24 protein-coding genes are annotated in these 23,659 nt (G+C 37.5%); 12 read left to right on the forward strand and 12 right to left on the reverse strand.

Annotation, left to right across the window (positions count from 1 at the left end; translation table 11 throughout):
- Positions 1 to 72: 72 nt before the first annotated feature.
- The 4 genes from QUH73_RS01105 to QUH73_RS01120 all read left to right on the forward strand — a co-directional run bounded on the left by QUH73_RS01105 (position 73) and on the right by QUH73_RS01120 (position 6,830).
- A complete protein-coding gene (locus QUH73_RS01105; protein ID WP_289528612.1) occupies positions 73 to 708 on the forward strand; it encodes a GDSL-type esterase/lipase family protein in 636 nt (211 codons plus the stop codon).
- Positions 709 to 859: 151 nt separating this feature from the next.
- Complete coding sequence (locus tag QUH73_RS01110) at positions 860 to 2,821, forward strand: sialate O-acetylesterase (protein WP_289528613.1); 1,962 nt, start codon at positions 860 to 862, stop codon at positions 2,819 to 2,821.
- Positions 2,822 to 2,893: 72 nt separating this feature from the next.
- Entirely contained in the window at positions 2,894 to 5,494 is a 2,601-nt protein-coding gene (locus tag QUH73_RS01115) for a beta-mannosidase (RefSeq protein WP_289528614.1), read from the forward strand.
- Between the two features lie 49 nt (positions 5,495 to 5,543).
- Positions 5,544 to 6,830 (forward strand): glycoside hydrolase 5 family protein, encoded by a 1,287-nt coding sequence (locus QUH73_RS01120; protein WP_289528616.1) that lies wholly within the window; start codon positions 5,544 to 5,546, stop codon positions 6,828 to 6,830.
- Positions 6,831 to 6,978: 148 nt separating this feature from the next.
- Here QUH73_RS01120 and QUH73_RS01125 read toward each other — a convergent pair whose 3' ends face one another.
- From QUH73_RS01125 to QUH73_RS01140, 5 genes are all read right to left on the reverse strand, one after another.
- Positions 6,979 to 7,623 (reverse strand): hypothetical protein, encoded by a 645-nt coding sequence (locus QUH73_RS01125; RefSeq protein WP_289528617.1) that lies wholly within the window; start codon positions 7,621 to 7,623, stop codon positions 6,979 to 6,981.
- A 614-nt stretch (positions 7,624 to 8,237) separates the two neighbouring features.
- Entirely contained in the window at positions 8,238 to 8,591 is a 354-nt protein-coding gene (locus tag QUH73_RS01130; RefSeq protein WP_289528618.1) for a hypothetical protein, read from the reverse strand.
- A 257-nt stretch (positions 8,592 to 8,848) separates the two neighbouring features.
- Positions 8,849 to 9,073, reverse strand: a complete 225-nt coding sequence (locus QUH73_RS01135; protein ID WP_289528619.1) for a hypothetical protein — start codon at positions 9,071 to 9,073, stop codon at positions 8,849 to 8,851.
- Positions 9,070 to 9,489 carry a DUF2752 domain-containing protein gene (locus QUH73_RS20830; protein WP_442913377.1) on the reverse strand — a complete coding sequence of 140 codons (420 nt, stop codon included), beginning with the start codon at positions 9,487 to 9,489 and terminating at the stop codon, positions 9,070 to 9,072. Before QUH73_RS20830 ends, QUH73_RS01135 begins: the two co-directional genes overlap by 4 nt.
- Positions 9,489 to 9,827, reverse strand: a complete 339-nt coding sequence (locus QUH73_RS01140) for a TM2 domain-containing protein (RefSeq protein WP_124992843.1) — start codon at positions 9,825 to 9,827, stop codon at positions 9,489 to 9,491. Before QUH73_RS01140 ends, QUH73_RS20830 begins: the two co-directional genes overlap by 1 nt.
- A gap of 284 nt (positions 9,828 to 10,111) precedes the next feature.
- Here QUH73_RS01140 and QUH73_RS01145 point away from each other — a divergent pair, with 284 nt between their 5' ends.
- The 6 genes from QUH73_RS01145 (at position 10,112) to QUH73_RS01170 (ending at position 13,579) form a co-directional block, all read left to right on the forward strand.
- Positions 10,112 to 10,687, forward strand: a complete 576-nt coding sequence (locus QUH73_RS01145) for an RNA polymerase sigma factor (protein WP_289528620.1) — start codon at positions 10,112 to 10,114, stop codon at positions 10,685 to 10,687.
- A gap of 45 nt (positions 10,688 to 10,732) precedes the next feature.
- On the forward strand, positions 10,733 to 11,167 hold the full coding sequence (locus tag QUH73_RS01150; RefSeq protein ID WP_289528621.1) for an anti-sigma factor family protein: 435 nt from the start codon (positions 10,733 to 10,735) through the stop codon (positions 11,165 to 11,167).
- On the forward strand, positions 11,160 to 11,693 hold the full coding sequence (locus QUH73_RS01155) for a periplasmic heavy metal sensor (protein ID WP_289528623.1): 534 nt from the start codon (positions 11,160 to 11,162) through the stop codon (positions 11,691 to 11,693). The genes QUH73_RS01150 and QUH73_RS01155 overlap by 8 nt, the downstream gene beginning before the upstream one ends.
- Before the next feature lie 87 nt (positions 11,694 to 11,780).
- On the forward strand, positions 11,781 to 12,227 hold the full coding sequence (locus QUH73_RS01160; protein WP_289528625.1) for a Spy/CpxP family protein refolding chaperone: 447 nt from the start codon (positions 11,781 to 11,783) through the stop codon (positions 12,225 to 12,227).
- Between the two features lie 124 nt (positions 12,228 to 12,351).
- On the forward strand, positions 12,352 to 13,113 hold the full coding sequence (locus QUH73_RS01165; RefSeq protein WP_289528626.1) for a DUF2202 domain-containing protein: 762 nt from the start codon (positions 12,352 to 12,354) through the stop codon (positions 13,111 to 13,113).
- A gap of 151 nt (positions 13,114 to 13,264) precedes the next feature.
- Positions 13,265 to 13,579 carry a putative quinol monooxygenase gene (locus QUH73_RS01170; RefSeq protein WP_289528627.1) on the forward strand — a complete coding sequence of 105 codons (315 nt, stop codon included), beginning with the start codon at positions 13,265 to 13,267 and terminating at the stop codon, positions 13,577 to 13,579.
- Between the two features lie 187 nt (positions 13,580 to 13,766).
- Here QUH73_RS01170 and QUH73_RS01175 read toward each other — a convergent pair whose 3' ends face one another.
- From QUH73_RS01175 to QUH73_RS01190, 4 genes are all read right to left on the reverse strand, one after another.
- Positions 13,767 to 14,336: an acetate uptake transporter gene (locus QUH73_RS01175; protein WP_289528628.1), complete on the reverse strand. Its 570-nt coding sequence runs from the start codon at positions 14,334 to 14,336 to the stop codon at positions 13,767 to 13,769.
- A gap of 289 nt (positions 14,337 to 14,625) precedes the next feature.
- A complete protein-coding gene (locus QUH73_RS01180; protein WP_289528629.1) occupies positions 14,626 to 16,248 on the reverse strand; it encodes an AMP-binding protein in 1,623 nt (540 codons plus the stop codon).
- 320 nt (positions 16,249 to 16,568) lie between these two features.
- Entirely contained in the window at positions 16,569 to 17,036 is a 468-nt protein-coding gene (locus tag QUH73_RS01185) for a hypothetical protein (RefSeq protein WP_289528632.1), read from the reverse strand.
- 4 nt (positions 17,037 to 17,040) lie between these two features.
- A complete protein-coding gene (locus QUH73_RS01190; RefSeq protein ID WP_289528633.1) occupies positions 17,041 to 18,018 on the reverse strand; it encodes a Gfo/Idh/MocA family protein in 978 nt (325 codons plus the stop codon).
- Positions 18,019 to 18,380: 362 nt separating this feature from the next.
- Here QUH73_RS01190 and QUH73_RS01195 point away from each other — a divergent pair, with 362 nt between their 5' ends.
- On the forward strand, positions 18,381 to 19,694 hold the full coding sequence (locus QUH73_RS01195; RefSeq protein ID WP_289528634.1) for a cysteate synthase: 1,314 nt from the start codon (positions 18,381 to 18,383) through the stop codon (positions 19,692 to 19,694).
- 112 nt (positions 19,695 to 19,806) lie between these two features.
- On the opposite strand, the gene QUH73_RS01200 is transcribed toward QUH73_RS01195, so the two are convergent.
- From QUH73_RS01200 to acs, 3 genes are all read right to left on the reverse strand, one after another.
- Positions 19,807 to 20,556 (reverse strand): patatin-like phospholipase family protein, encoded by a 750-nt coding sequence (locus QUH73_RS01200; RefSeq protein WP_289528636.1) that lies wholly within the window; start codon positions 20,554 to 20,556, stop codon positions 19,807 to 19,809.
- Positions 20,557 to 20,559: 3 nt separating this feature from the next.
- Complete coding sequence (locus QUH73_RS01205) at positions 20,560 to 20,934, reverse strand: VOC family protein (RefSeq protein WP_289528637.1); 375 nt, start codon at positions 20,932 to 20,934, stop codon at positions 20,560 to 20,562.
- Between the two features lie 164 nt (positions 20,935 to 21,098).
- Entirely contained in the window at positions 21,099 to 23,009 is a 1,911-nt protein-coding gene (gene acs, locus QUH73_RS01210; protein ID WP_289528639.1) for an acetate--CoA ligase, read from the reverse strand.
- 222 nt (positions 23,010 to 23,231) lie between these two features.
- Between acs and QUH73_RS01215 the strand changes: the two genes are divergently transcribed.
- Positions 23,232 to 23,480: a hypothetical protein gene (locus QUH73_RS01215; RefSeq protein WP_289528640.1), complete on the forward strand. Its 249-nt coding sequence runs from the start codon at positions 23,232 to 23,234 to the stop codon at positions 23,478 to 23,480.
- The last annotated feature ends 179 nt before the right edge of the window (positions 23,481 to 23,659 follow it).

Below are 23,659 nucleotides of genomic sequence, written 5' to 3' on the forward strand. Positions count from 1 at the left end.
GTTGTGAGAAATCTTTTAAAAGGGCTTAATTTGTAGTTTCAATATTATTATGAACTAATTTTTTAAGATAAAATGAGAAAATTTCTAGTTGTAAGTCTTCTAAGTTGCTTCTGTTTGTTTGGCTGTCAGGAGCGGGTTGTTAAAATTGCATGTATTGGCGATAGTATTACGCAAGGATTTGGAAGAGATAATCAGGATTCTTATCCAAATCAGATGAACGTGATGCTGGGTGAAAACAAAGAGGTGAAGAATTTTGGTGTTAGTGGCAGAACAATGCTGAAAAAAGGAGATCGCCCGCTTTGGAAAGAAAAAACTTTTACCGAGGCGTTGCAATACCAAGCTGATGTTGCAATAATATTATTGGGAACTAATGATTCAAAGCCTCAGAATTGGGATCAATATGGCAATGAATTCTATTCTAATTATTTGAGTATGATTGATACGCTAAAAACCACCAATCCAAACATGCAGATTTTTGTGTGTTATCCGCCACGTGCATTTGCTCAAGTTTGGGGAATTCGTGATTCAGTTATTGTAAATGGCGTTATTCCTGTTGTCGATTCCATTTTAACCCAAAGAGATGTTAGATTGATTGATTTGCATTCTGCGATGTACGATAATGAAGATTTGTTTCCGGACAAAATTCATCCGAATAAAGCTGGATACAAACGAATGGCTGAAATTGTAGATGAGGCTATCAGTAAATAGAAATAGTTTGGATTCAAGGAATTTGTTCATGGTTTTGAATTCATAATAAAATTTAAAAAACATATGAAACGACCATGTAAAAAGTCTTATACACAGGAGGATGAGTGTAATTTGGGAGTTCCATATGGCAAACACACAAAATTATAATCATATGAAACACTATAAATTTGTCATTTTTTTGTTTGCACTGATATTTTCAGGCGTGAACTGTTTTTCTCAGGAAATAAGTCTGTCTCCGCTATTTGGTGATGGTATGGTTCTTCAGCGCGATAAGCCTGTTTCTGTATTTGGAGAAGCTCCGGCTAACGAAAAAATTACTGTTCTCTTCAGAGATCAGCATAAACAAACAGTCACAGATGAAAATGGAAAATGGAAAATTGAACTTGATTCTGAAGTTTATGGTGGTCCGAATCATCTGACGGTGAAAACCAAAAATGAAACACTTGAAATTAAAGATGTTTATGTGGGCGAAGTTTGGATCTGTTCCGGTCAATCGAATATGGAAATGCCGCTTTTAGGCAATTGGGCTCATGTTAACAATGCTGAAGAGGAGGTTGCCAATGCAGATCATCCAAACCTCCACCTTTTTATGGTTGACCGAAATACATCTTTTCAACCTGAAACAGAAATAGAATCGAAAGGATGGAAAACATGTACTCCCGAGAGCTGTAAAGAGTTTTCGGCAGTTGCTTACTTTTTTGGTCGTGATTTGCTTGAAAATTTAAATATGCCCATTGGATTGATTCAGTCTGCGTGGGGAGGTACTGTGGCCGAAGCATGGACGAGTGCTTCAACTTTAAAAAGCATAGCTGATTTTCGGGAGAAAATACTTCAAATTGAAAAAAATCCAACATCCAAAGAAGAGTTGGAACTAAAATACAAAAAAGACTTCGCTGCTTTTATTCAGGAAACAGGCGAGGCCGATAAGGGAATTAATGGTAAGGATACCATTTTTGCTTCGGTTGATTTGAATGATGCAGATTGGATGCCAATGGATCTGCCGGGGATGGTAGAAAGCACTAAAATTGGATCTGTAGACGGAAGTATTTGGTTCAGAAAAACCATTAGTATTTCTGAAGAAAATGCAAATAAAGAAATGATTTTGCACATTGCCGCACCTGACGATGCCGATGAAACATGGTTTAATGGTGTAAAAGTGGGAGAGAGCACGGAATGGGATGTCCCCAGACAATACAAGCTGGCTTCCAATTTGGTAAAGCCGGGTAGAAATGTAATTGCAATTCGTTTATCCGATTATCGCGGTGCCGGAGGTTTTATGGGAGAAGCTTCTCATTTTGCTTTAACATCGGAAGATGGATTTAGAATGGAATTAGCGAAAAACTGGAAATGCAAAGTCGGATATGATTTAAAAGACATCAAAACAATTCCAATAGAACTAAACGATCCCAATCAACCAACAGTATTGTTTAATGCCATGATTAATCCTTTAATTCCATATAGTTTTCGTGGTGTAATTTGGTATCAGGGAGAAAGCAATGCCGGCAGAGCAAAGCAGTACGAAGAATTATTTCCTGCGATGATTAATGACTGGAGAAGCAAATGGGGCGGAGAAGATTTTCCCTTTGTTTTTGTGCAGCTTGCTTCTTATTTGAAGCGAAATACAGAACCCGTGAACGATAGTTGGGCCGAACTTCGCGAGGCGCAGCGCTTAACCCTTAAATTACCAAATACAGGAATGGCTGTAGCTATTGATATAGGAGATGCTAAAAACATCCATCCAGGAAATAAACAGGATGTTGGAAAGCGTTTGGCTTTGTGGGCACGAAACAAAGTTTATAAGGAGAACATCCCTTATTGCGGACCTGTTTACAAGGCTATGTATGCAGAGGGTTCATCTCTCGTAGTCGAATTTGAAAATTGTTATGAAGGACTGGCAACTTCGGATAACAGGGAAGTAACAGGTTTTGCTGTTGCAGGTAAAGATGGCGTTTACCATTGGGCTAAAGCAAAAATTGAAGGGAATAAACTGAAGCTGACATCAGATCAGGTGGCAGAACCTGTTTCGGTGCGTTACGCATGGAGTTCCAATCCCGATTGCAACTTAATTAATTCTGCGAAATTACCAGCGAGTCCTTTTGAAGCGAAATTGTAGATTCTAATGAACGTTCGTAGGAACTAATAGATTTATAATCAGAACAAACTTTGTCAAAACCACAACCATCTAATGAACAATTACAGGCTGAATTTATTTACAGTGATACTTCTTACAGGACTATTCAATGCATGTAAACCCAATGAAACTCAAAACATGGAAACAAGGGAATTAGACTCGAACTGGACTTATCATCAGGTAAATGGTGAGTTGGCAGGAAAAGCGGCAGTACCCGGAACCATTCACACCGATTTGCTTGCGAATAAACAGATTGAAGATCCGTTTTATCGTACAAACGAGAAAAATCAGCAATGGATTGATAAAGAGGATTGGGAATACAGCAGTTTTTTTCAATTATCCGAAAAGGAAATGAACAAGCAAAATCTGCTTCTCGATTTTAAAGGATTGGATACTTATGCCGATGTGTATGTTAACGATTCGTTGGTGTTGAAAGCTAATAATATGTTTCGTGAATGGGAAATCGATATCAAAAAGCTGGCAAAAGCAGGCGGGAATCAACTACGCATCTATTTTCATTCTCCTGTTAAAAAAGGATTGGAATTATTAAAGGCATCAGCTTATACATATCCTGCGGGTAACGATCAATCGGAAAATGGAGGGTTGGGCGACAAAAAAGTGTCGGTTTTTACCCGTAAAGCCGGTTATCATTATGGTTGGGATTGGGGACCGCGTTTCGTGACTTCTGGTATTTGGCGTCCAATTGAGCTTAAAGCCTGGGATGAAGTTCGTATTAAAGATGTGTTCATTCAGCAAAAATCGGTAAAGAAAGAGCAGGCAAAACTGACTGCAGCTTTTACTCTGGAAGCAAACGAAGCTTTTACAGGAAAAGTAATCGTAAAAGATCAATCTACAGGCAAGGAATTGCTGAGTAAGCAAGTTGAAATTGAAAAAGGAAGCAATTTGATTTCTGTTCCATTCAATATCGAAAACCCAAAATTGTGGTGGTCGAACGGATTGGGTGAGCCGAATAGGTATCAATTCGAAGCTCAATTGGTAAAGGACAATTCTGTAATGGCTAAATATGTTGTAAATACAGGATTGAGAAGTCTGAAACTGGTTCGGGAAAAAGATGAGGCAGGAGAGTCGTTCTATTTTGAACTGAATGGCGTGGCGGTATTTGCAAAAGGTGCAAATTACATTCCCAATGATAATTTTTTGCCACGGGTTAGCAAGGCCGATTACGAAAAAGTAATTGCCGATGCAAAAGATGCCAACATGAACATGCTTCGTGTTTGGGGTGGTGGCACATACGAGAACGATATTTTCTATGATCTGTGCGATAAAAACGGCATTATGGTTTGGCAGGATTTTATGTTTGCCTGCTCCATGTATCCGGGCAACGAGGAATTTTTGGAAAATGTGAGACAGGAAGCCAAAGACAATATTGTGCGTTTGCGCAACCATCCATCCATTGCCCTTTGGTGCGGGAACAACGAAATAAATACTGCCTGGAGTTATTTTTCCAAATCTGGTTGGGGTTGGAAAGAATTATATAACCAAGAACAACGGGAAGAAATTCAAAAGGCATACATGGATATTTTCCATGATATTTTACCGGATGCAGTTGCGGAATATACCGATGGAGATGACTATTGGCCATCGTCACCACAGGCAGGATTCGAACCCGAAAAGCATGCTGATTACGATAGCAGAAGCGGAGATATGCACTACTGGGGCGTGTGGCACGGATTGCATCCGTTCGAGGATTTTGACAAATACAAAGCTCGTTTCATGAGCGAATACGGTTTTCAATCTTTCCCCGATTTCGAAACGGTGAAAAAGTACACCTTAGCGGAAGATTACAACATCGAATCAGAAGTGATGGCTTCTCATCAGCGAAGTGGAATAGGAAATTTACGCATTAAAGAATACATGGGTTGGGATTACAAAGTACCCACTGATTTTGAGGAATTTCTATACATGAGTCAGGTTTTGCAGGCACGCGGAATTAAAACCGCTATTGAGGCACACCGACGGGCCATGCCTTACTGTATGGGAACTCTTTACTGGCAAATTAACGATTGCTGGCCGGTTGCCAGTTGGAGCAGTACCGATTATTACCACAAATGGAAAGCCATGCATTACATGGTTCGAAAAGCATATAAACCCGTTTTGGTGTCTGCTTTTGCAAAAAATGATACTCTGGCCATTTATGGTGTTTCAGATTTATTGGTTGGGAAGAAGGGTGTTTTGCGTCTGAATCTGATCAGTTTTGAAGGAGAACAATTGTTTGAGAAAGAGCTTTCTGTTGATTTGGAAGCCAATACCAGTTCGGTACTTTTCACAAGCAGTCTTGCTGATCTACTTGCTAAATTCGATAAAAAGTCGGTTGCGCTGCAAATGGAAGTAATAGAAGAGGATCAGCTTCTGGCTGAGGGTAAGTACTATTTTGCCAAACCAAAAGATCAACTTTTACCGGATGCTAAAATTGACGTACAATTGATCGAAAAAGAAGGCAAGTACTTTATTGAAGTTTCAGCCGATAAATTAGTTCGCGATTTGTATCTGAATTTTAAGAATTCAGATATTAGATGTTCCGATAATTACTTTGATTTACTGCCGGGCGAAAAACGAACAATAGAATTGACAGGAAATGATGTGCCACAGCAAAGCGATTTGCAAATAAGGCATTTGCAGCAAATTTCAGACTAAGAAAAACTACAGCATCTAAAAAATATTGGTGCATAAACTTATAAAAAATATGAACAAGACTCTACTCTTTTTATTAGCCGGCATACTCATCGTTTTTTCTGCTTGTCAGCAAAAAAATGAAGCCAGCTTTGTTAAAGTGGCTAACAATGGATTTACGCTAAAGGGAAAGGAATATAGCTTTAAAGGAGCCAATTATTGGCAGGGAATGAATCTGGGAGCGCCTCAATCGGGCGATCAGCAGCGATTACTAAGGGAATTGGATGAGATGCAGGAATTAGGGATTACGAATTTGCGGATATTGGCTGCAAGTGAAGCGGACTCTGCTATGCGCTACTGTATCCATCCAGCCTTGCAAACGGCTCCGGGAGTGTACAACAATGACATATGGCAAGGATTGGATTTCCTACTTGCCGAAATGGGAAAAAGAGAGATGAAAGCGGTTATGGTGCTTGGTAATTTCTGGACCTGGAGTGGGGGATTTCCTCAGTATCTGCGCTGGGCAGGTATGGGTGAAGTTCCCTATCCTCAGGAGCCTCCAACTTCGTGGCAGCAGTTCACCGACTACTCCAAACAGTTTTTTAGCAACGATTCGGCGCAGGAAATGATGAAGAATCATATTAAAACCATTATTGGCAGAATTAATTCGATAAGCGGAAAAGCCTATAAAGATGATGCTGTGATTATGGCCTGGCAATTGGCGAACGAACCTCGGGGATACGATGTGCCTAAGCAATTGCAGAAATGGACGCGAGCCACTTCAGCCTATATCAAAAGTCTTGATTCAAATCATTTAGTGTGTTTGGGTACCGAAGGAAATACGGCCGATTTGGTTTCCGGTGTTAATGTTTTAATTGATAACGACGATTCGAATATCGATTATATAACCATGCACATCTGGGCACAAAATTGGGGCTGGTATAGTCCCGAACAAAGCGATTCGGTATACACTGAAATGCTTCAAAAGGTAAATTCTTATTGGGATGTTCACGTAGATGCAGCTAAAAAACTTCAAAAGCCAATAGTGCTCGAAGAATTTGGAATTGCCCGCGATGGTTCATCTTTTTCTCCCGACACAACGACCAATTGCCGCGATCGTTTTTTCGAATTTATTTTCAACAAAGTAGATGAATCCATAAAGAATAATGGAATGGTGAGAGGTGTAAATTTTTGGTCCTATTCAGGAGAAGGAAGACCACCACATCCAGGAGAATTCTGGAAAAGAGGCGATACTTATTTAGGGGATCCTCCTCACGAATTGCAGGGATGGTATGGCGTGTATGATAAAGATTCTACAACTCTTGCAATCATAAAACGATGCTGTGAATCTAGATTTTAGCCATTCCTCCATAGTTCGTGTTCGGGAAAACAGAAGCAATGAGACATCAGAAAGACGCGGTTTTTATTGCGTCTTTTTTATTGCGAAAACCCCAACCGCTGTAAAGCAATTGGGGGTACATTTCAAAATATATATGTGGTAGTAGTTTCTATTTAACCAATATTCCAAGCTGTTCTAAGGTTTGGCGTTCCGATCTTTCGTAAAACAGATCCAGACAGGCACGTAAATCCGAACAGTAAATCATTAATGCGTTAAAAGTCTCTTGTTTTCGAACCGTGGCAACCTGAGCTTCACCATCCTCTTTTTGCGCTTTTATTTTCAGCTCATCAATTTTTTCCAATTGCTGTACCATTTCAGTAATTTCTTCAGGACCTAACTCAACCAATGCCAATTTATCCTGAATTACAACGTGCTGAAGAACTGCATTTAGAGTTTCATTACATAGGTTTTTCCAGTCAGCATAATTGGTCGGAACCTCTTTGTTTAAACGAAGAAGAGTGCTTAGTTCAGCACTGTTTTTGAAAAAGTAACGACCGGCTTTACGGATCTTTACCAATTGTCCGTATATTTTGTCGTAAACAATTTTAAATTCACGATTTGCTTCTGTCGATTCAATTTTTTCTGCAGATTGGCTTTCGAAAGCCGATTTTGTATTTTCGTAAAGCTTTATTCCATTCAAAATGCGCTCTTCTGGATAAATCGCTGCAATTCGTGTTTTAATAGCTTCGTTACCCGATAAACCATATACGAGTATTCTACATTCTTCTAAAGATTTTTGTAAACTTTTTGGCATGATAATGTCTTTTTCAGGGTCAATTGTTCTGTTTATCTATATGTTTTTTTTAAGCGATATTGAAAGTAAGTATAATATTTCAAAAAACAAAAACATAAGAACTAAAAATTATGTTTTAATGTAATGGTGGATATGTTAATAAGGGGTGGAAATTGATCGGTAGGCCATAAAAAACGCAATGTGGCAGGGTATTTTACTTTTTATGATTAGGAATTCATTTTTTGAACTAAAAATTTACTTTTTTCCCAAAGGAAGGCACTTTTTGCCATTGGGAGGAAGCTTCTTAGGACAGGGAAATCACTTTTGTGCATAAGGAATTCACTTTTGAGGATTGGGAAGACGCTTTTCCCGACAAATTGTCGCTTTTGAGTATAGGGAAGTCACTTTTTAGGATCGGGAACTTACTTTATGGCAGGGGGAAGCACTTTTTAGGCTCGGGAAGCACTTTTAGGCAAGGGAAAGTAGTTTATCCTGAAATAGCTTGACAGATTATTACTTAATTTTGAATTGTTGTATTGTATTTTTATCTAGCTGCGATTATACAAAGTTATTAAAATCTTCTTCCTGTTTTCTTTACGTCCGAAGATTCTTTCTTCTGCTTCTGCATTGAAGTTTCAATTTAATTCCTGATTTTCCACTACGTCTTTTTCCGATATTTCTGGATTTTGATTCCTGGTAGATATTTCGTCACTCTTATTCGTGTGGAGTTTAATTTGCGTTCTGTCATTGTTATTAGAAGTACAAATTGTGGAGAGAATACTATCCAGAGGAGCCAGAACTTCAATGTCTTTTATTTCTGCATCATATTCATTAAAAAGCTCCCAATAGAGCTCTCTCAGTTTTTCTTCCGTATTTTCTTGAATTTGTTCTATCTTAAAAATAGGAATCCAATGAACGTTATTAAGTAAACCCCAAATTCCAAAGAATAAACTTATGGATGTAATAGCTTGAAATAATAAGATCTTCATATTTTCAATCTGAAATAATGCGGGTTAAAATAATTTTTTGGGTATTTCTGTTTTGGGATGACAAAGCATATCCGTTAAGTTGCCATAGAACCACCACGATACATGAATTCCTTTTCGTGTGTTTACTGCTGTATATATTGTTGTTATAAATTCGGCCAGATTAAAAATAAAAGCAGTAATCAGATAGGAAAAGTATCTGTTTGTAATGGGTTCGGAATCAAACAGGATTGCTGCGGTCCACCAAAAGCCAAAGCTGTTTATGAATAGCAAAGAGAATTGCGATAACAATGCCTGCGTGCAGTGCCAGCGAACAAAGTAGGTTCCTTTTCTATTGGCAATAAAAAAAAAAAAGTTGCAATCAAATTTATTATAGGAAGAGGTAATCCGGCTACCAGCGCAGCAAGCGACATCACATAGCTGTTCGAAGCTTTTTCAGCTTCATAATCTTTTGGTTCGTAAGCAAACTTACCAGTTGATATCATATGTCTTTATAAATGTTCCAAATCCAATTCAAGAGAACCAACACGATAAGAGGTATGGCAACGGGTTTTTGTTTTAGGATGCGCTCTGCTTTGTTGTAGAAAATAAAAAAGCTATCCTTTTTAAACAGAAAATCAATACAGATCCAAATCGGACTTACCGTCATTATTAAAAATAGAATAAGACCCATAGGATTTAAAAGAAAAGCCTGTTCTATCCTGCCATGAAGCAAAGATAAAACAGACCTTGTAGAGCCGCAGGAAGGACAGGGAATTGTGCTTATTTTTTTAAACAAACAAACATTTATTTCATTCGGAAATATTGAAGTTTCTTTATCTAGGTTGATAAATAACCATAGATACCCCACTAAACATGCTCCAATCAGCAGCATATAAAGCCGATTCCTGCTTCCTGCCATTAAGCCAGTGCCTGCATAAGTTTCGACAAGTTTTTTCCTTTTGCTGCGCCCATAATCAGAAACCAATCAATAAGGGTCCAGATTCCAAAGCCGCCACATGTTACCAATTTGCCGATTCCCAATCCTGTATCGCCTAAAAAGAAACGATCGATACCCAGTGTTCCGCCAAGTAAGGAAACGATTAAACTTGTTGTTGGATCTTTAAATGAAATAGATTGAACAATTGCCCATTTTGATTCATCGGCATTTTTTAAACTTTCTCTTACGCCAATAATCTGGTGACTTTCAAAAAACTTTCCATAGGTCATGATAAACATGTCCACTTTCTGTGAATCCATTTTGCTAAATTATATATATTATGATCCTACTCGTTTGGCTTTTCGGATACGCCCTATTTTTATAGTGGTGTTTGATTCCACAGTTACGTTTTATTTTTAAAATAAAAAAGCGCTAATTTATGAAAATCATTTTTCTTAACATACTAAAAAGATAAATAAATACCTCCTTTATCGAAGTTTTTAGATTTACTTATTTCAATTTTTTCGGGGAAGAACGCAAGTTTATTTGCGAACGGGTGTCTAAGTATCTAAATTCACATGATCAGTATCGAAGTATTTTTACCATGATTGAAAAGGAGTTAGTTGAACAACTCAAATCCGGAAACGAAACAGCATTTCGCCAGCTTGTAGAGACCTATCAGGCAATGGTGGTGAATACGGCTATGGGGATGATTCACAATCAGACAGATGCTGAAGACATTGCCCAGGATGTTTTTATTCAGGTTTATCATTCGATAACTGATTTTAGAAGTGAGTCGAGCCTGAAAACCTGGTTGTACCGAATTACAATTACACGCAGTTTAAATGCAATTCGGACCAATAAAAGAAGAAAGTTTTTTAGCCGCATCGAAGATTTTTTTCAGGGAAAAAAGGAAGAGGTTCAGGAGAAGACAAGTTTTGTGAATCCCGATAAGGTTTTGGAAGAAAAAGATCATGCCAATGCGATTCATGCAGCTTTGGATTCTTTGCCAGAAAATCAGAAAATTGCTTTTACATTGAGTAAATATGAGGAATTGAGCTATGCAGAAATTGCTGAGCTGATGCAGATTTCGAAATCGTCGGTAGAGTCGCTGCTGTTTAGGGCGAAATCGAATTTGCAGAAAAAACTCATTGGGTATTATAAAAATTTTAAGAAGTAGCGCAAGTTTTTTTTAAGAGTGGTGTCCAATACAAAAACAATACAAATGAAATGCAAAGAAGTAAATAGCAAACTAATTTTTTATCTGGAGAAGGAACTCTTGAAGGATGAAATGCTGCAGGTGGAAAATCATTTGTCGAAATGCAGTTCATGTTCCGACCGCTTGATTTTACTTCAGTCGGCTATGGGTGTTATCGAAAAGGAGAAATCGCTGCAGGCAAATCCTTATTTTTTGTCAAAAACGCTAAACCGTTTAAGGGAAGAACAAAGGAGAGCTGCACAGCCTTTCATTGGATTATTGAAGCCTGCACTACTCGGCGTATTGTTTTTGCTGGCCATTGGATCGGGCATTTTTATGGGAGCAAATTTTGCTTCAGACACTGAAACCAGGCAGCAATCGAATTTAATCGATCCCTATTTTAACGAAATAGACAACGAAACCATTGAATTGTTCTTTTTAAACGATGGATATCATGAATAAAGCGAATAAAATTTGGATGTGGTTTGCTTTAATTTTATTGGCAGTTAATTTGTCAACGATTGGTTCGTTTTGGTATCACATGCAGCAGGAGCGGATCGTGGAAGAAAATAAGGTGGAGATGCCGGATGAATTCAGAACTCGTTTTCTGAAAGATCAATTGGGATTAAATGAAGAGGAGAAGATGATATTCCGATCCTTAAACAGGAACTACAATCACGATGCAAATCGGATTATGAATCAGTTGAGAGCTTTGCGAAGCGATATGGTACAGCAATTGGGAAATAAGAATTGCGATACTTTGGAGCTGAAAAATATTGCCGGTGAAATAGGCGAAATGCATAAGGAGTTGAAATTGACAACCGTTCAGTTTTATTTAAATATGAAGAGTGAATTGAATGAAGAGCAGCAGGCCAAACTATACGATTTGTTTAGCAGCTTACTGCAGAAGGATGAAAATGTAAAAACGCCAAGAGGAAGACGAAACGGTTGGGGACGTGGCAATGGTCCCGGTCGGAAAAACCAATAAAATGATATAGTTATTGTTCTTTTTAGGAAGCAATTGGTATTGCATCCCGGGAGAAGTATGTCAAAAAAATAATTAAAAAAAGAGATCATGAAAACACAAAATTTAGTTAGAAACTTAGGATTACTATTGATGGTAATCATGTTTGCAATTCCTGCTGCCGATAGCTTTGCACAGAATAGACGCAGGGTAAATGATTGCAGTCAAATTTCAAATTTAACGGTTGAACAGAACAAGCAGTTGAATGATTTGAGAGCAGATCATTTGAAAGTGATGGATGCTTTGCGTGCCGAAAGAAGGGCTTCTGTAAGCGATAACGACAGAGCAAATGTGAGAGAGCAAATGCAGGCAGAGTTAACGAAGCATACCAATGCAGTAAGCGCAGTGCTTACTCCTGAACAGCGCGTGCAATACCTGCAAAACAGAAACCCGAATGCACAGTGTATTTCAGGAAAAGGCCGAAGAGGCAGAGGTTGTGGTAATGGCTGCGGACAAGGCCGAAGAGGCAGAGGTGGACAAGGTCGTGGAAACTGGTAATAAATATTTTTAAATTGAAACCAAAATTCAGAAATCATGAAACGTCCATGTATAAAGCTTTCTACACACAGGGAAATGATTATATGGTAAGTTCCATCTGACAAAAACTTAAAATTATAAACAGATGAAAAATAGAATGACAAAATTTTTAATCGCTTTTGCACTGACTTTTGGCTTTTTTGCCTGCGATAATGAGGATGCAGGAACGGATGCTTTGGCAAATTTGCCTTTGGTTGAAGTATCGGCCGATGGATATACCGATATCATTACGGCGAACTTGAAAACGGTATTGAGTATCGATACAACAGTTGCTGATGAAAGCGAGCAGGAGGGATTGTTGTTAATGCGCGAGGAAGAGTTGCTGGCTTATGATACATACAGTTTGTTTGCTGATTTGTATGATGTAAGGATTTTCAGCAATATTACCCGTTCGGAATCAACTCATGCTGCAGCAGTATTAACATTGTTGGATTTATTCGGAATTGAAGATCCGGCAACAGGTATTGCCGGGGAGTACAATAATGCAGGTTTGCAGACTTTGTATGATGAATTAAGTGAAAAAGGAAAATTATCACTAGAAGAAGCCTTAAAGGCCGGTGCATTCATCGAGGAAGCGGATATTAAAGATTTGGAGGATTTGATAGCTGAAACTGAGAATGAGGATATTCTTTTGGTGTATGATAATTTGCAGAGAGGTTCACGAAATCATTTACGGGCTTTTGTTCGCGTGTTAAGTACTTATGGTGTAGTTTATCAGCCTACAGTTTTAAGTGAGGATAATTTTAATGAGATATTAAATTCGGATACCGAACGCGGTAATGGTTGTTTGAATGATTGTCAAAATAAATACAGAAACCGTAAAGGGAACGGAAATGGATGGAATTGATTTTTCGATTCAGAAAGCGTGTAGGGTAATCCCGAAAATAAAGGCTGTTGATGCAATATCAATGGCCTTTTGTTCTTGGCAGAAGTGATGATCGTTTCTGAAAATTTTCCTAAGTTTGAATTCTGAAAGAATCAAAACATAAAAAACAGATATGGAAATTAGAAAAAACGAAACTCAGTTGGTGTGTATTGCCAGATTTATTGCGAATGAGGGAGAGGCCGATATGTTAATCAAAAATTTACATGCTTTGCTATTGCCAACACATCAGGAAGGTGGTTGCATTCGTTACGAATTAAATCAGAGTATCGATAATCCGCATGTAATTACTTTTGTAGAGAAGTTTTACGATCAGAAAACCTTCGACGAGCATTGCAGCCAAAAATATATTACCGACTTTTTTAATGATGGTAAACCAGATCACGTAAAGGAGTTTGATGTGAGCCTGCACAAGGAGATATTAAAGTAGAATGGTTTAACCACAAAATAAAAAAAGGAAAGGAATAAACTTCGTGAAGTTCTTGCTGTTCTTTGTGGTAACAAGTTGTGGTAATGAAAAGAAAAAGAGGCAAACCGATCTGATTTGAGAAAATTTCGGTTTACCTCTTTTTAGTTCAGTTAAACTCTACTCGAAAAGAGTTGAATTTAAGAGAATATTATTTTGCTTTGATCCATGGCTGACCCACTTTCAAAATTGTACGACCAGCAACGTCGTTAATAATGATAGCAGCCATCATGTACCAGGCGCATAATGCACAAATAATCAATTCGTATCCAGCTACCTCATCTAAAATTGGAAATCCGAAGTGACCTAAGTCCAAAAGAATGAAACCAATAAGTAATGTGGTAAAAGTGACAGCCATTGCAGCATGAATAAAGAATGATGCTACCCATAAAATAGCAGTAAATAAGGTCCAGGCTACCAGGTAATATCCAACATCAGTAGTCGATGATTTGTATACTCCGTAAAAATTCATCAACCAAATAACTCCTAAACCAATCCAAAACGAACCGTAACCGGAAAATGCTGCAAAACCGAAATTGTTACCGTTTTTGTGCTCGAGCATGCCAGCCATAAGCTGTGCCAATCCACCAAAAACAAATCCCATTGCAACAACAGGACCTAATCCACACAATCCGATGTTATGAAACTGCAATAAAAGGGTTGTCAATCCAAACCCGCCAAGTCCGACTACAGCCGGATTACCTAATTTTACGTTGCTCATCTATATATATTTATTCTGATTTTTCAGATCGCAAAACTAGCAATTAGATCAAGAGACCAGTACTCTGTCTAAGTAGTTATAAAACATGATTTTAGGTGGTGTTTTTGTTTTGAAATCTGTAAGCTTGTGATAATTAAGTGATAAGAAACTTTTTTGCAGGGAAAATAGAATTTTTATTGCGTGGAAATGATATTAAAAGGGCTGAAAAAGAGGAGGGAAGGCTACAAATGAAAAAATCCTTATGCAATTAAATGCATAAGGATCGTTTCTTTTTGAAATTGAGAATATTTTATCGTCCAACCAACTCCAATTCGTTACTCGAAATATCTCTCATCTCAACTTTACGTATTTTTCCGGTTACTGTGGTTGGAAATTCGCTTGTGAATTTAAAATATTTAGGAATTTTGTAAGTGGCAATTTGTCCTTTGCAATAATCTCTAAGTTCTTCTTCGGTGGCCGATTTTCCTTCTTTAAATTTTATCCAGGCCATTACAACTTCGCCGTATTTGTAGTCGGGCACACCAATTACATATACTTCGCTAATGCTTTCGTGAGAATGGAAGAATTCTTCAATTTCGAACGGAGAAATATTCTCGCCCCCACGAATAATCAGATCTTTTATTCTACCCGTAATGGTTACGTAACCGTCCTCGTCCATGCTGGCCAAATCGCCGGTATGCATCCATCCGGCATCATCAATTACCGATTTGGTTGCCTCTTCGTTGTTCCAGTATTTTAACATTACAGAGTATCCCCGGGTGCAGAATTCACCACCTTCTCCACGTGCTACAATCTTTCCCGTTTCCGGATCAACAATCTTAATTTCCTGATGAGGATGAACCCGGCCAACCGTTCCTACCCGTTTACTAAGTTCATCGTTTACAAAAGTTTGGGTTGAAACAGGAGAAGTTTCAGTCATACCATAACAAATGGCTACTTCTTTCATGTTCATTTTTTCCTGAACCTCAAGCATTGCTTTTTCAGGACAAGATGCTCCTGCCATAATACCGGTGCGTAAACTGCTTAAATCGTATTTTTCAAAATTAGGATGTTCCAATTCCGCAATAAACATCAAAGGCACTCCGTAAAGCGATGTGCACTTTTCATCCTGAACGGTTTGCAATACGGTTTCAGCTTCGAAGGCTTCACCTGGAATCACCATTGCAGATCCATGTGTAATGCATGCCAAATTGCCCAATACCATACCAAAGCAGTGATAAAAGGGTACAGGAATACAAACCCGGTCTGTTTCATTGTAATGCAAACGCTCACCAATAAAGTAACCGTTGTTCAAAATGTTGTGATGAGTTAAAGTAGCTCCTTTTGGAAAACCTGTTGTTCCCGAAGTGTATTGAATATTGATCGGATCATCAAACTGAAGCTGAGATTCCATTTCTTCGATTTGCGATGTTGAAATTCTTTTGCCTGCCTCAATTAATGCATGCCAATCCCGATCTAAAATTACAATTTGTTTTAAATGAATGCAGGATTGTCTCACCTCTTGGATAATTTCGAAGTAGTTGGTTTTTCGAAATCCTTCCGACATAATTAACAGACTTATTTCTGATTGACGAAGGGCAAATTTAAGTTCTGCTGATTTATAAGCTGGATTAACATTTACCAAAATAGCACCAATTCGAGCTGTGGCAAATTGAACAATTACCCATTCGTGTCTGTTCGGCGACCATATTCCAACCCGATCTCCTTTTTCAACACCAAATGCAAGCAATCCTTTTGCCACTTCTTCTATTTGCTGCCAAAATTCAAGATATGTTGCTTTGTAATTTTGATAAGGAACAATTAAGGCATCTCTATCGCCAAATAATTCAACCGTTTTGCGAAGTCGTTCAATAATTGTTTCGCCTAAAAGAGGCAGATTCGAGCTTCCGTGCTCGTAAGATAGTTTGTTCATTCTTTTATGTATAAATGAGTCAATTGAACACAATTAACCCGTGATGTGATTATCTATAATACATCAATTAACAATTGAAAACCATCTTTCTGCAGTTAGCCGGAACCGGCTATACTTTTTTGATTAGGAAGTAATAAAAGTTGTGATGGAGCCGTAGCTCCTTGTTTTAATATGGGCGCAATTTATAAAAAATATTTTAGCGGGCAACAAATATATCCGGGATAATAGAACATATTCCCGGTATATTGAATTAAGTATTTCACCTTAAAACCGTTTCGTTTTAATTCCATGAAGTAATCAGCAAAAAAAAAGGAAGATTATTAATCTTCCCATACAATAGTTTTAAAATCGTCGAAGAAGGGGCCAAATTGAATTTCTGAAATTTGATTGTTGTCCAGCCAAAGGTGCAGGTTTTCGTTTGGGAAAAATATCAATTCATGAGTTGGAAATTCCTCTGAAGCAACGTCCTCAAATTCCGGTTTTCCAAGTTGAAAAAGTTCCAATTCAGCCAACAACATCTTTTTACTTAAACCAATCTTAATAAACTGAAAAATACTATATTTCTCATTAAGAACTGAGATATAGCTGAGTCTGTACTGATCAATAGATTCAAATGTAAAGCTAAGTCCTTTGTCAATATAAAAAAGAGTGATGCTTACTTCATCCGGAGAAAGGGAGTATTCTCCGACATCATCTGCGTTTCCCAGTATTTTTTCAACTTCAGCACGAAGCATACCAAATTGAATTCCTAAGATACCTTTGCCCAATATGATGTCATTTTTATTCATACAATTACTTTTCGAATGGATATTTTAAACCTATTTGTTCTCTTACCTGGTCCATTATTGATAATATTCTTTTACTTTTTAGTAAAGGTATTACAGGACTTTCAATCGCTCCTTTTTTTAGCATTTCATTTACAGCAAAAGCCTCATGATTATAGCCAAGTTGCGATTCTTTATTGATAAATTCTAATTTTTCATCAGGACTTATTAAAAATGCTTTTTTAGCCATCCAAAATTGAGGGATTTCTATGCGTCCTTTGGTACCATAAATTACGGCCTCGTTTTTAAGTTCGGAGACCAAAGAACTTGAAATTTGTGCCATTCCGCCACTTTTATATTTTAATTGGATGCTGTTGTAATCATCAATTCCTGTTTTAGAAAAATGAGCCATTGCCTGTATGTCTTCCATTTTTTCATCAAACACCAATTCAGCCATTGCAATACCATATATTCCAATATCCAATAAGGCGCCACCCGCCAAATCCGGATTTGCCAAACGCTTTTTTTCATCCATATTACCAGTATAGCCAAAACTTACCTGTACTTGTTTAACTTCGCCTATTTTACCTTCCCGAATCCAATTCATGGCCTTGATAATGGCCGGCAGGTAATAGGTCCATAGCGCTTCCATAAAAAACAGATTCTTTTCTTTGGCCAGATTCTGAAGAATGTCCAATTCCGCGGTATTTACTGTAACAGGTTTTTCGCACAAAACAGATTTTCCATTGTTCAGACAAAGCCTGGCATGCTCCAAATGGAAATTGTGAGGCGTAGCAATGTACACAACATCAATATCTGAATTTTTCACCATTTCTACGTAAGAAGAATATGCCTTCGGAATTTCAAATTCATGAGCAAATTCATTGGATCGGTTTTGCGATCTTGAGGCGACAGCTATAATTGTCCCATTGTTCACAACTTTAAAATCTTCCGCAAACTTTTTTGCAATTCTGCCTGCACCTAAAATTCCCCACTTAATAGTCATAAAAATATGTGTTTCCCTGATGTTTTATTCAAAAGAATATAAAAACTAATTCTTTTGAAAAATCAGGATTCGGATATAAAATTTCTGATTGTTAAATATAAGCTTTTGTTCCAAAAGGTGAAATGAAAAACAGTATTGTTTAAATGTGTTTTTATTAATCTTATCAATTGCAAGTCGGAATTGAGCATTACTTTTTTTTTGTCAACCCGTTGAATGTCACCTCTAATTAAATTCGATTACCTCTTTTTGCTCGTAGTAATTGATTGGGAAGCTTAGAGGAAATGTTTCTAAATAGCTGAAAAAAGTTTATCAAGCCATCCAAAATGTCTATTTTTATGCTTTCAAAATCAAAACATGAAAAAATGGCTATAAATTTTCGAGCTACTGAATATATTCTTGAGTCTTTGCAGACAGGAAATAAATTTGAAGATGAAGGGTGGACTCTGGATGCTCCTGCTGAAGTGAAAGCTTGCTTGATAAGAACTAAATATCAAAAAAAGCAACTTGAGCTTAAGGACAGTTCGTTGGGGATATATAAGTTTGCCGATTGGTTACCAATCCACAGAACATTGGAGGGATCTTCTGCTCCGGCAACTTATAAGAGTGAAGGATTGGCTAAATATTTGGGTTTAGAAAATTTATATATCACATTTAGTGGATACTGGCCCGAAAAAGGAGCAAATTTCAGAACCTGTTCTTTTAAAGAAACCGAGGCTTTTTCGGTAAGCGGAAGATTGAGTGACACGGGACAAATACTAGTGGTTGCATCTGCGGGAAATACTGCCCGGGCATTTGCAAGAGTCTGTTCCGATAATAACATTCCTTTGTTGCTTTGTGTTCCTGAAGATAATATTGATGCTCTTTGGTTCGATGAGCCAATCAAGGAGAATGTTAGATTGATTGCAACAAAATCGGGAAGCGATTATTTTGATGCTATTCATTTATCGAATCTTGCCTGCCAGTTAGACGGTTTCGTTACTGAAGGCGGAGCTAAAAATGTGGCTCGAAGAGATGGAATGGGAACTACTGTTCTTTCTGCGGTAACAGAGATAGGTAAAATTCCTGATTATTATTTTCAGGCTGTTGGCAGTGGAACAGGTGCAATTGCTGCTTGGGAAGCTAATCTTCGCTTTATTGAAGATGGCCGTTTTGGTTCCAATAAAATGAAATTGATGGTGTCTCAGAATGCTCCATTCTTACCGATGTATGATGCATGGAAAGCAGATTCGAGAGAAATTTTGCCATTGGATGACAATTTGGCGAGAAAACAAGTGGAAGAAATCGTAGCTAAGGTGTTGTCGAATCGAAAACCTCCTTATTCAATTGTTGGAGGGATGTTTGATGCGATGAAGGATGCCGGTGGTGATGTGTTGAAAGCCACTAACGATGAAGCAATGGAAGCGGCCAAAATATTCGAAGAGACAGAAGGAAATGATATTCATCCTGCTTCTGCTGTAGCCGTAGCTAGTTTAATTAAATATGTGCAGGAAGGAAATATTAATAAAAAGGCTTGCATCATGTTGAATATTACCGGAGGAGGAGAAGATCGTTTTAAAAGAGAAAAAGAGGTTTGTTATCTGAAACCATCTCATGTTTTCGAGATTGATCCGGAGCTTGATTCGTTAAAAGAAGTTTTAGAGAAGCTTTTTAAAATAGAGTCTTCAGAAATAATATAATAAGGAGCAGGCCTTGAGCCTGCTTTTTTATTGGATTTGTAATACAATATCATCACTTTCAGTGCTTAAATGTAATTGAATTTATTGTTTAGAGAAAGCTTCAGTTTATCATTTATTTAAATGGAGTGATTTCTAAATTTTTGGTGTAGTTGTAGCCCAATTCAAAAATATCCTGAGCATGATTTCCATTCAGTATTTCATATTCACGTAAGCCGGTTGGCTCTATAAATAAAGAACATTTTTCTTTGTGACGAATAATATTTGAATGGACTCCTAACTGGAAAGTTCGGGAGGCCACCTGAACCAAATTATCAAATTTTTCAATTTTATGAAGCGGACTCACATTTACTGCAATAATTACATCGCATTTTTGCAATAAAGGAGAGATAGGCAGGTTATCGAAAAGCCCTCCATCCGAATACAACTTACCATCAATTTCAACAGGAGAGAACAGAACAGGAATACTCGCCGAAGCTAAAAGATAGGAGGTTAAATCTCCCTCCTTGATGTATTCAATCCTGCCATCGTTTAAGTTAGATACAGCAATGAACATTGGGATTTTTAGATTTTCAATTTTCTTGATTTTAATATGCTTTTGAATATCCTTTTTTAATCCATCCAAACTGAATAAGCCATATTTTGGATACTGTAATTTGGAATAAGCCATCAAAGTCTTATTTTTAAGAATTGATAATGTTTTTTCATGAGAATGGCCTGAAGCGATAAATGCTCCAACTAAGGCTCCTGCACTTACTCCGGAAATAATGTCAGGGCGAATCCCTTTCTCATCAAGTGCTTTTAATACACCCAAATGTGCAAAGCCCCGAGCACCGCCACCACCTAATGCTATTCCTATTCTCATTAATTACTGGGCTTTAAATTCCGGATTGTATATGATACCAATAACATTTCCCCATGGATCTTTTACACTTGCTACCCAAAGTTCTCCTCCTACATTTGTAGGCTGTTCATGAACTACAGCACCGATTTCCAGTAAATGTGAAAATGTTTTTTTTATATCATCAACTCCCCAGTATGATAAAACATTATCTGTTTTTGAAGCGTTTGAATCTGTCTCAGGCAAAAGACCTAATTCGTAGCCGCCGATATTAAATCCAACGTAAAAATCTTCATCAAAATAGGGGGAAGTTTCAAAAGCTTTGGAGTACCAATTTTTAGCTTTTGTAAGTTCATTAGTCTTATATATGGTGGTTCGTAAACCTAAAAATTGTTTTCTCATATCAATTGATTGTGCCAAAATATAGTGTGTTAAGAATATAGTGTTTCAGAACTGAATTTATCAATCCATAAATTACTCATTTGATTCTGATTTATCTATTTTAATTTCGTCTTTTTAATCAAAAAAGCGAGCTTATCAATTTAGATAAGCTCGCTGCATGTTACTTAATTTACATTTTCTATGGCTCCCGTTATTATTTCATCAACAACCGAGGTATCGAGAAGAGTAGAAATATCTCCAAAATTAGAATAGTCTCCTTCAGCAATTTTTCGAAGGATACGTCGCATGATCTTGCCCGACCGGGTTTTAGGTAAGCTCCTCACAAGTTGTATTCGATCCGGTTTTGCAATTGGACCAATAATTTTGGTAACACCTTTTCGGATACTGGTTTTGATTCCTTCTTCGCCACCGGTTGACAGCTCTCCACAAACAACAAAAGCATAGATGCCTTGCCCTTTAATATCGTGAGGGAAACCAACTACAGCCGATTCGTTTACCAATGGATGTTCATTTATTGCATTTTCTACTTCGGCAGTACCCATTCTGTGTCCCGACACATTAATAACATCATCCACGCGCCCTAATATTCTATAGTAGCCATCTTCATCGCGTTTAACACCATCTCCTGTGAAATAAAGATTTTCGTAGGTGCTGAAATAGGTTTTTTTAAATCGTTCATGATCGCCCCAAATTGTTCTAAGCATTCCGGGCCAAGGATATTTGATGCACAAATTTCCTTCCACGCTCTTTCCAGATAATTCTTTTCCTTCGGCATCAACAATTATGGGTTGAATGCCCGGCAGAGGTAAAGTTGCAAAGGAAGGTTTTGTTGGTATGATTCCTGCAATAGGGCTAATTGCAATTCCACCTGTTTCAGTCTGCCACCAAGTATCAACAATGGGACATCGGTTTTTCCCAATATGATCGTGATACCAGTGCCAGGCTTCTTCGTTAATTGGTTCTCCAACTGTTCCAAGCACTTTTAAAGACGAGAGGTCTTTGTTTTCAACATATTCCTGACCCTTCGACATCAACGATCGAATGGCTGTAGGTGCGGTGTAAAATTGTGTAACATCATATTTATTTACGATGTCCCAATATCTACCTGCATCAGGATAAGTTGGTATTCCTTCGAACATCATTGTGGTAGCACCATTTAACAAAGGACCGTAAACAATGTAAGAGTGTCCTGTAATCCAACCAATATCAGCAGAACAAAAATAGATATCGCCATCGCTGTATTGGAAAACATTTTTAAACGTATAAGCTGTGTAAACCATATACCCACCGCAAGTGTGAACAATTCCTTTTGGTTTATCAGTCGACCCCGATGTGTATAGAATGAATAAGGGATCCTCTGCATCCATCGTTTCAGCCTCATTTTCGTTTTCGGCATTCGCCATACATTCATGCCACCACAAATCTATCTTATTATTGAAAGAGATTTCTGAATTAGTTCGTTGAACCACTATCACTTTTTTTACCGTTGGACAAGTTTTTACTGCTTCATCCACAATTTCTTTAATAGGGATAATTTTACTGCCCCGATAACCACCATCCGAAGTTATAACCATCTTTGCTTTTGCATCAATTATTCTGTCAGCGAGAGAATTTGCAGAGAATCCGGCAAATACGATGGAATGGATAGCACCAATTCTGGCGCATGCCAACATGGCAATTGCTAATTCAGGAATCATAGGCATATAAAAGGCAATGCGATCGCCCTTTTTAATTCCGTGTTGAAGAAGAACATTGGAAAATTTCTTTACCTCTGTAAACAGCTCATTATAGGTTAGAACCCTATTTTCGTCATTTGGTTCATTAGGTTCCCAAATTATTGCCGGTTGACTTCCCCGGGTGAAAAGATGCCGCTCAAAAATATTTTCAGTAATATTCATTTTTCCATTAACGAACCAATTAATTTTTGGCTCAGAAAAATTCCAGTCCAATATTTTATTCCATTTTTTCTTCCAAAAAAAACTCTCTGCAATTCGACTCCAGAATTCTTCCGGTTTAGCTACACTCTTCTGATATTCATGGATGTATCCGCCCAGGGTACTAATCTTATCTATCATGTGCTGTAAAATTTGGTTAAAGCTTAAATCTACATATCTCAATATATGAAATTCTGCATTCATTGCCCAATAATTTTGTTTTGAAATTTCTCAATTAAAAAAACAGACAAAGGAAAAAGGGAAGTAGTCTTGATTAGAATGATATTTTATTATATTACCATCTATATTTAACATGACTCTTAACTTAGAAGAGTTTTTAATTTGCAATATAAGAAGTTGATAATGAATAAGAAAACAGTTGTGGTTGTTGTCCTGTCAGTAATTCTATTTCTCTCGGTTAGTAGTGTTTTGGTTATTAATGGCTTCCCTGATCTAACTTATGATTGGACTGTAGAATCAAAGTCGATACTTAAACAATACATTAAGTTGTTGGGCTTTATAAGTGTAATGGGGCTGGTTTATACGTTGGTTGAAGGATTGAAAAAGGCTCAACCCGAAGATCAAGATGCAGAGAATGAAATTATGCAATGATTTTTGTGACTGTCATGGAACGGGCAGGAATCGTGAACTGGTTGAATTTGTTGGAGTTTTGGAAGATTACGCAAAAAAAATAAGTTCTTATGTGATTTTTTTTTTCTGAAGTGGATATTTCTTTGAAAAAATGGTTTTATTTGCAAATTAAGGCAGTTAATAACAACAAAAATATTTTA

The sequence above is a fragment of the Labilibaculum sp. K2S genome, assembly GCF_030372765.1.
GTDB lineage: Bacteria > Bacteroidota > Bacteroidia > Bacteroidales > Marinifilaceae > Labilibaculum.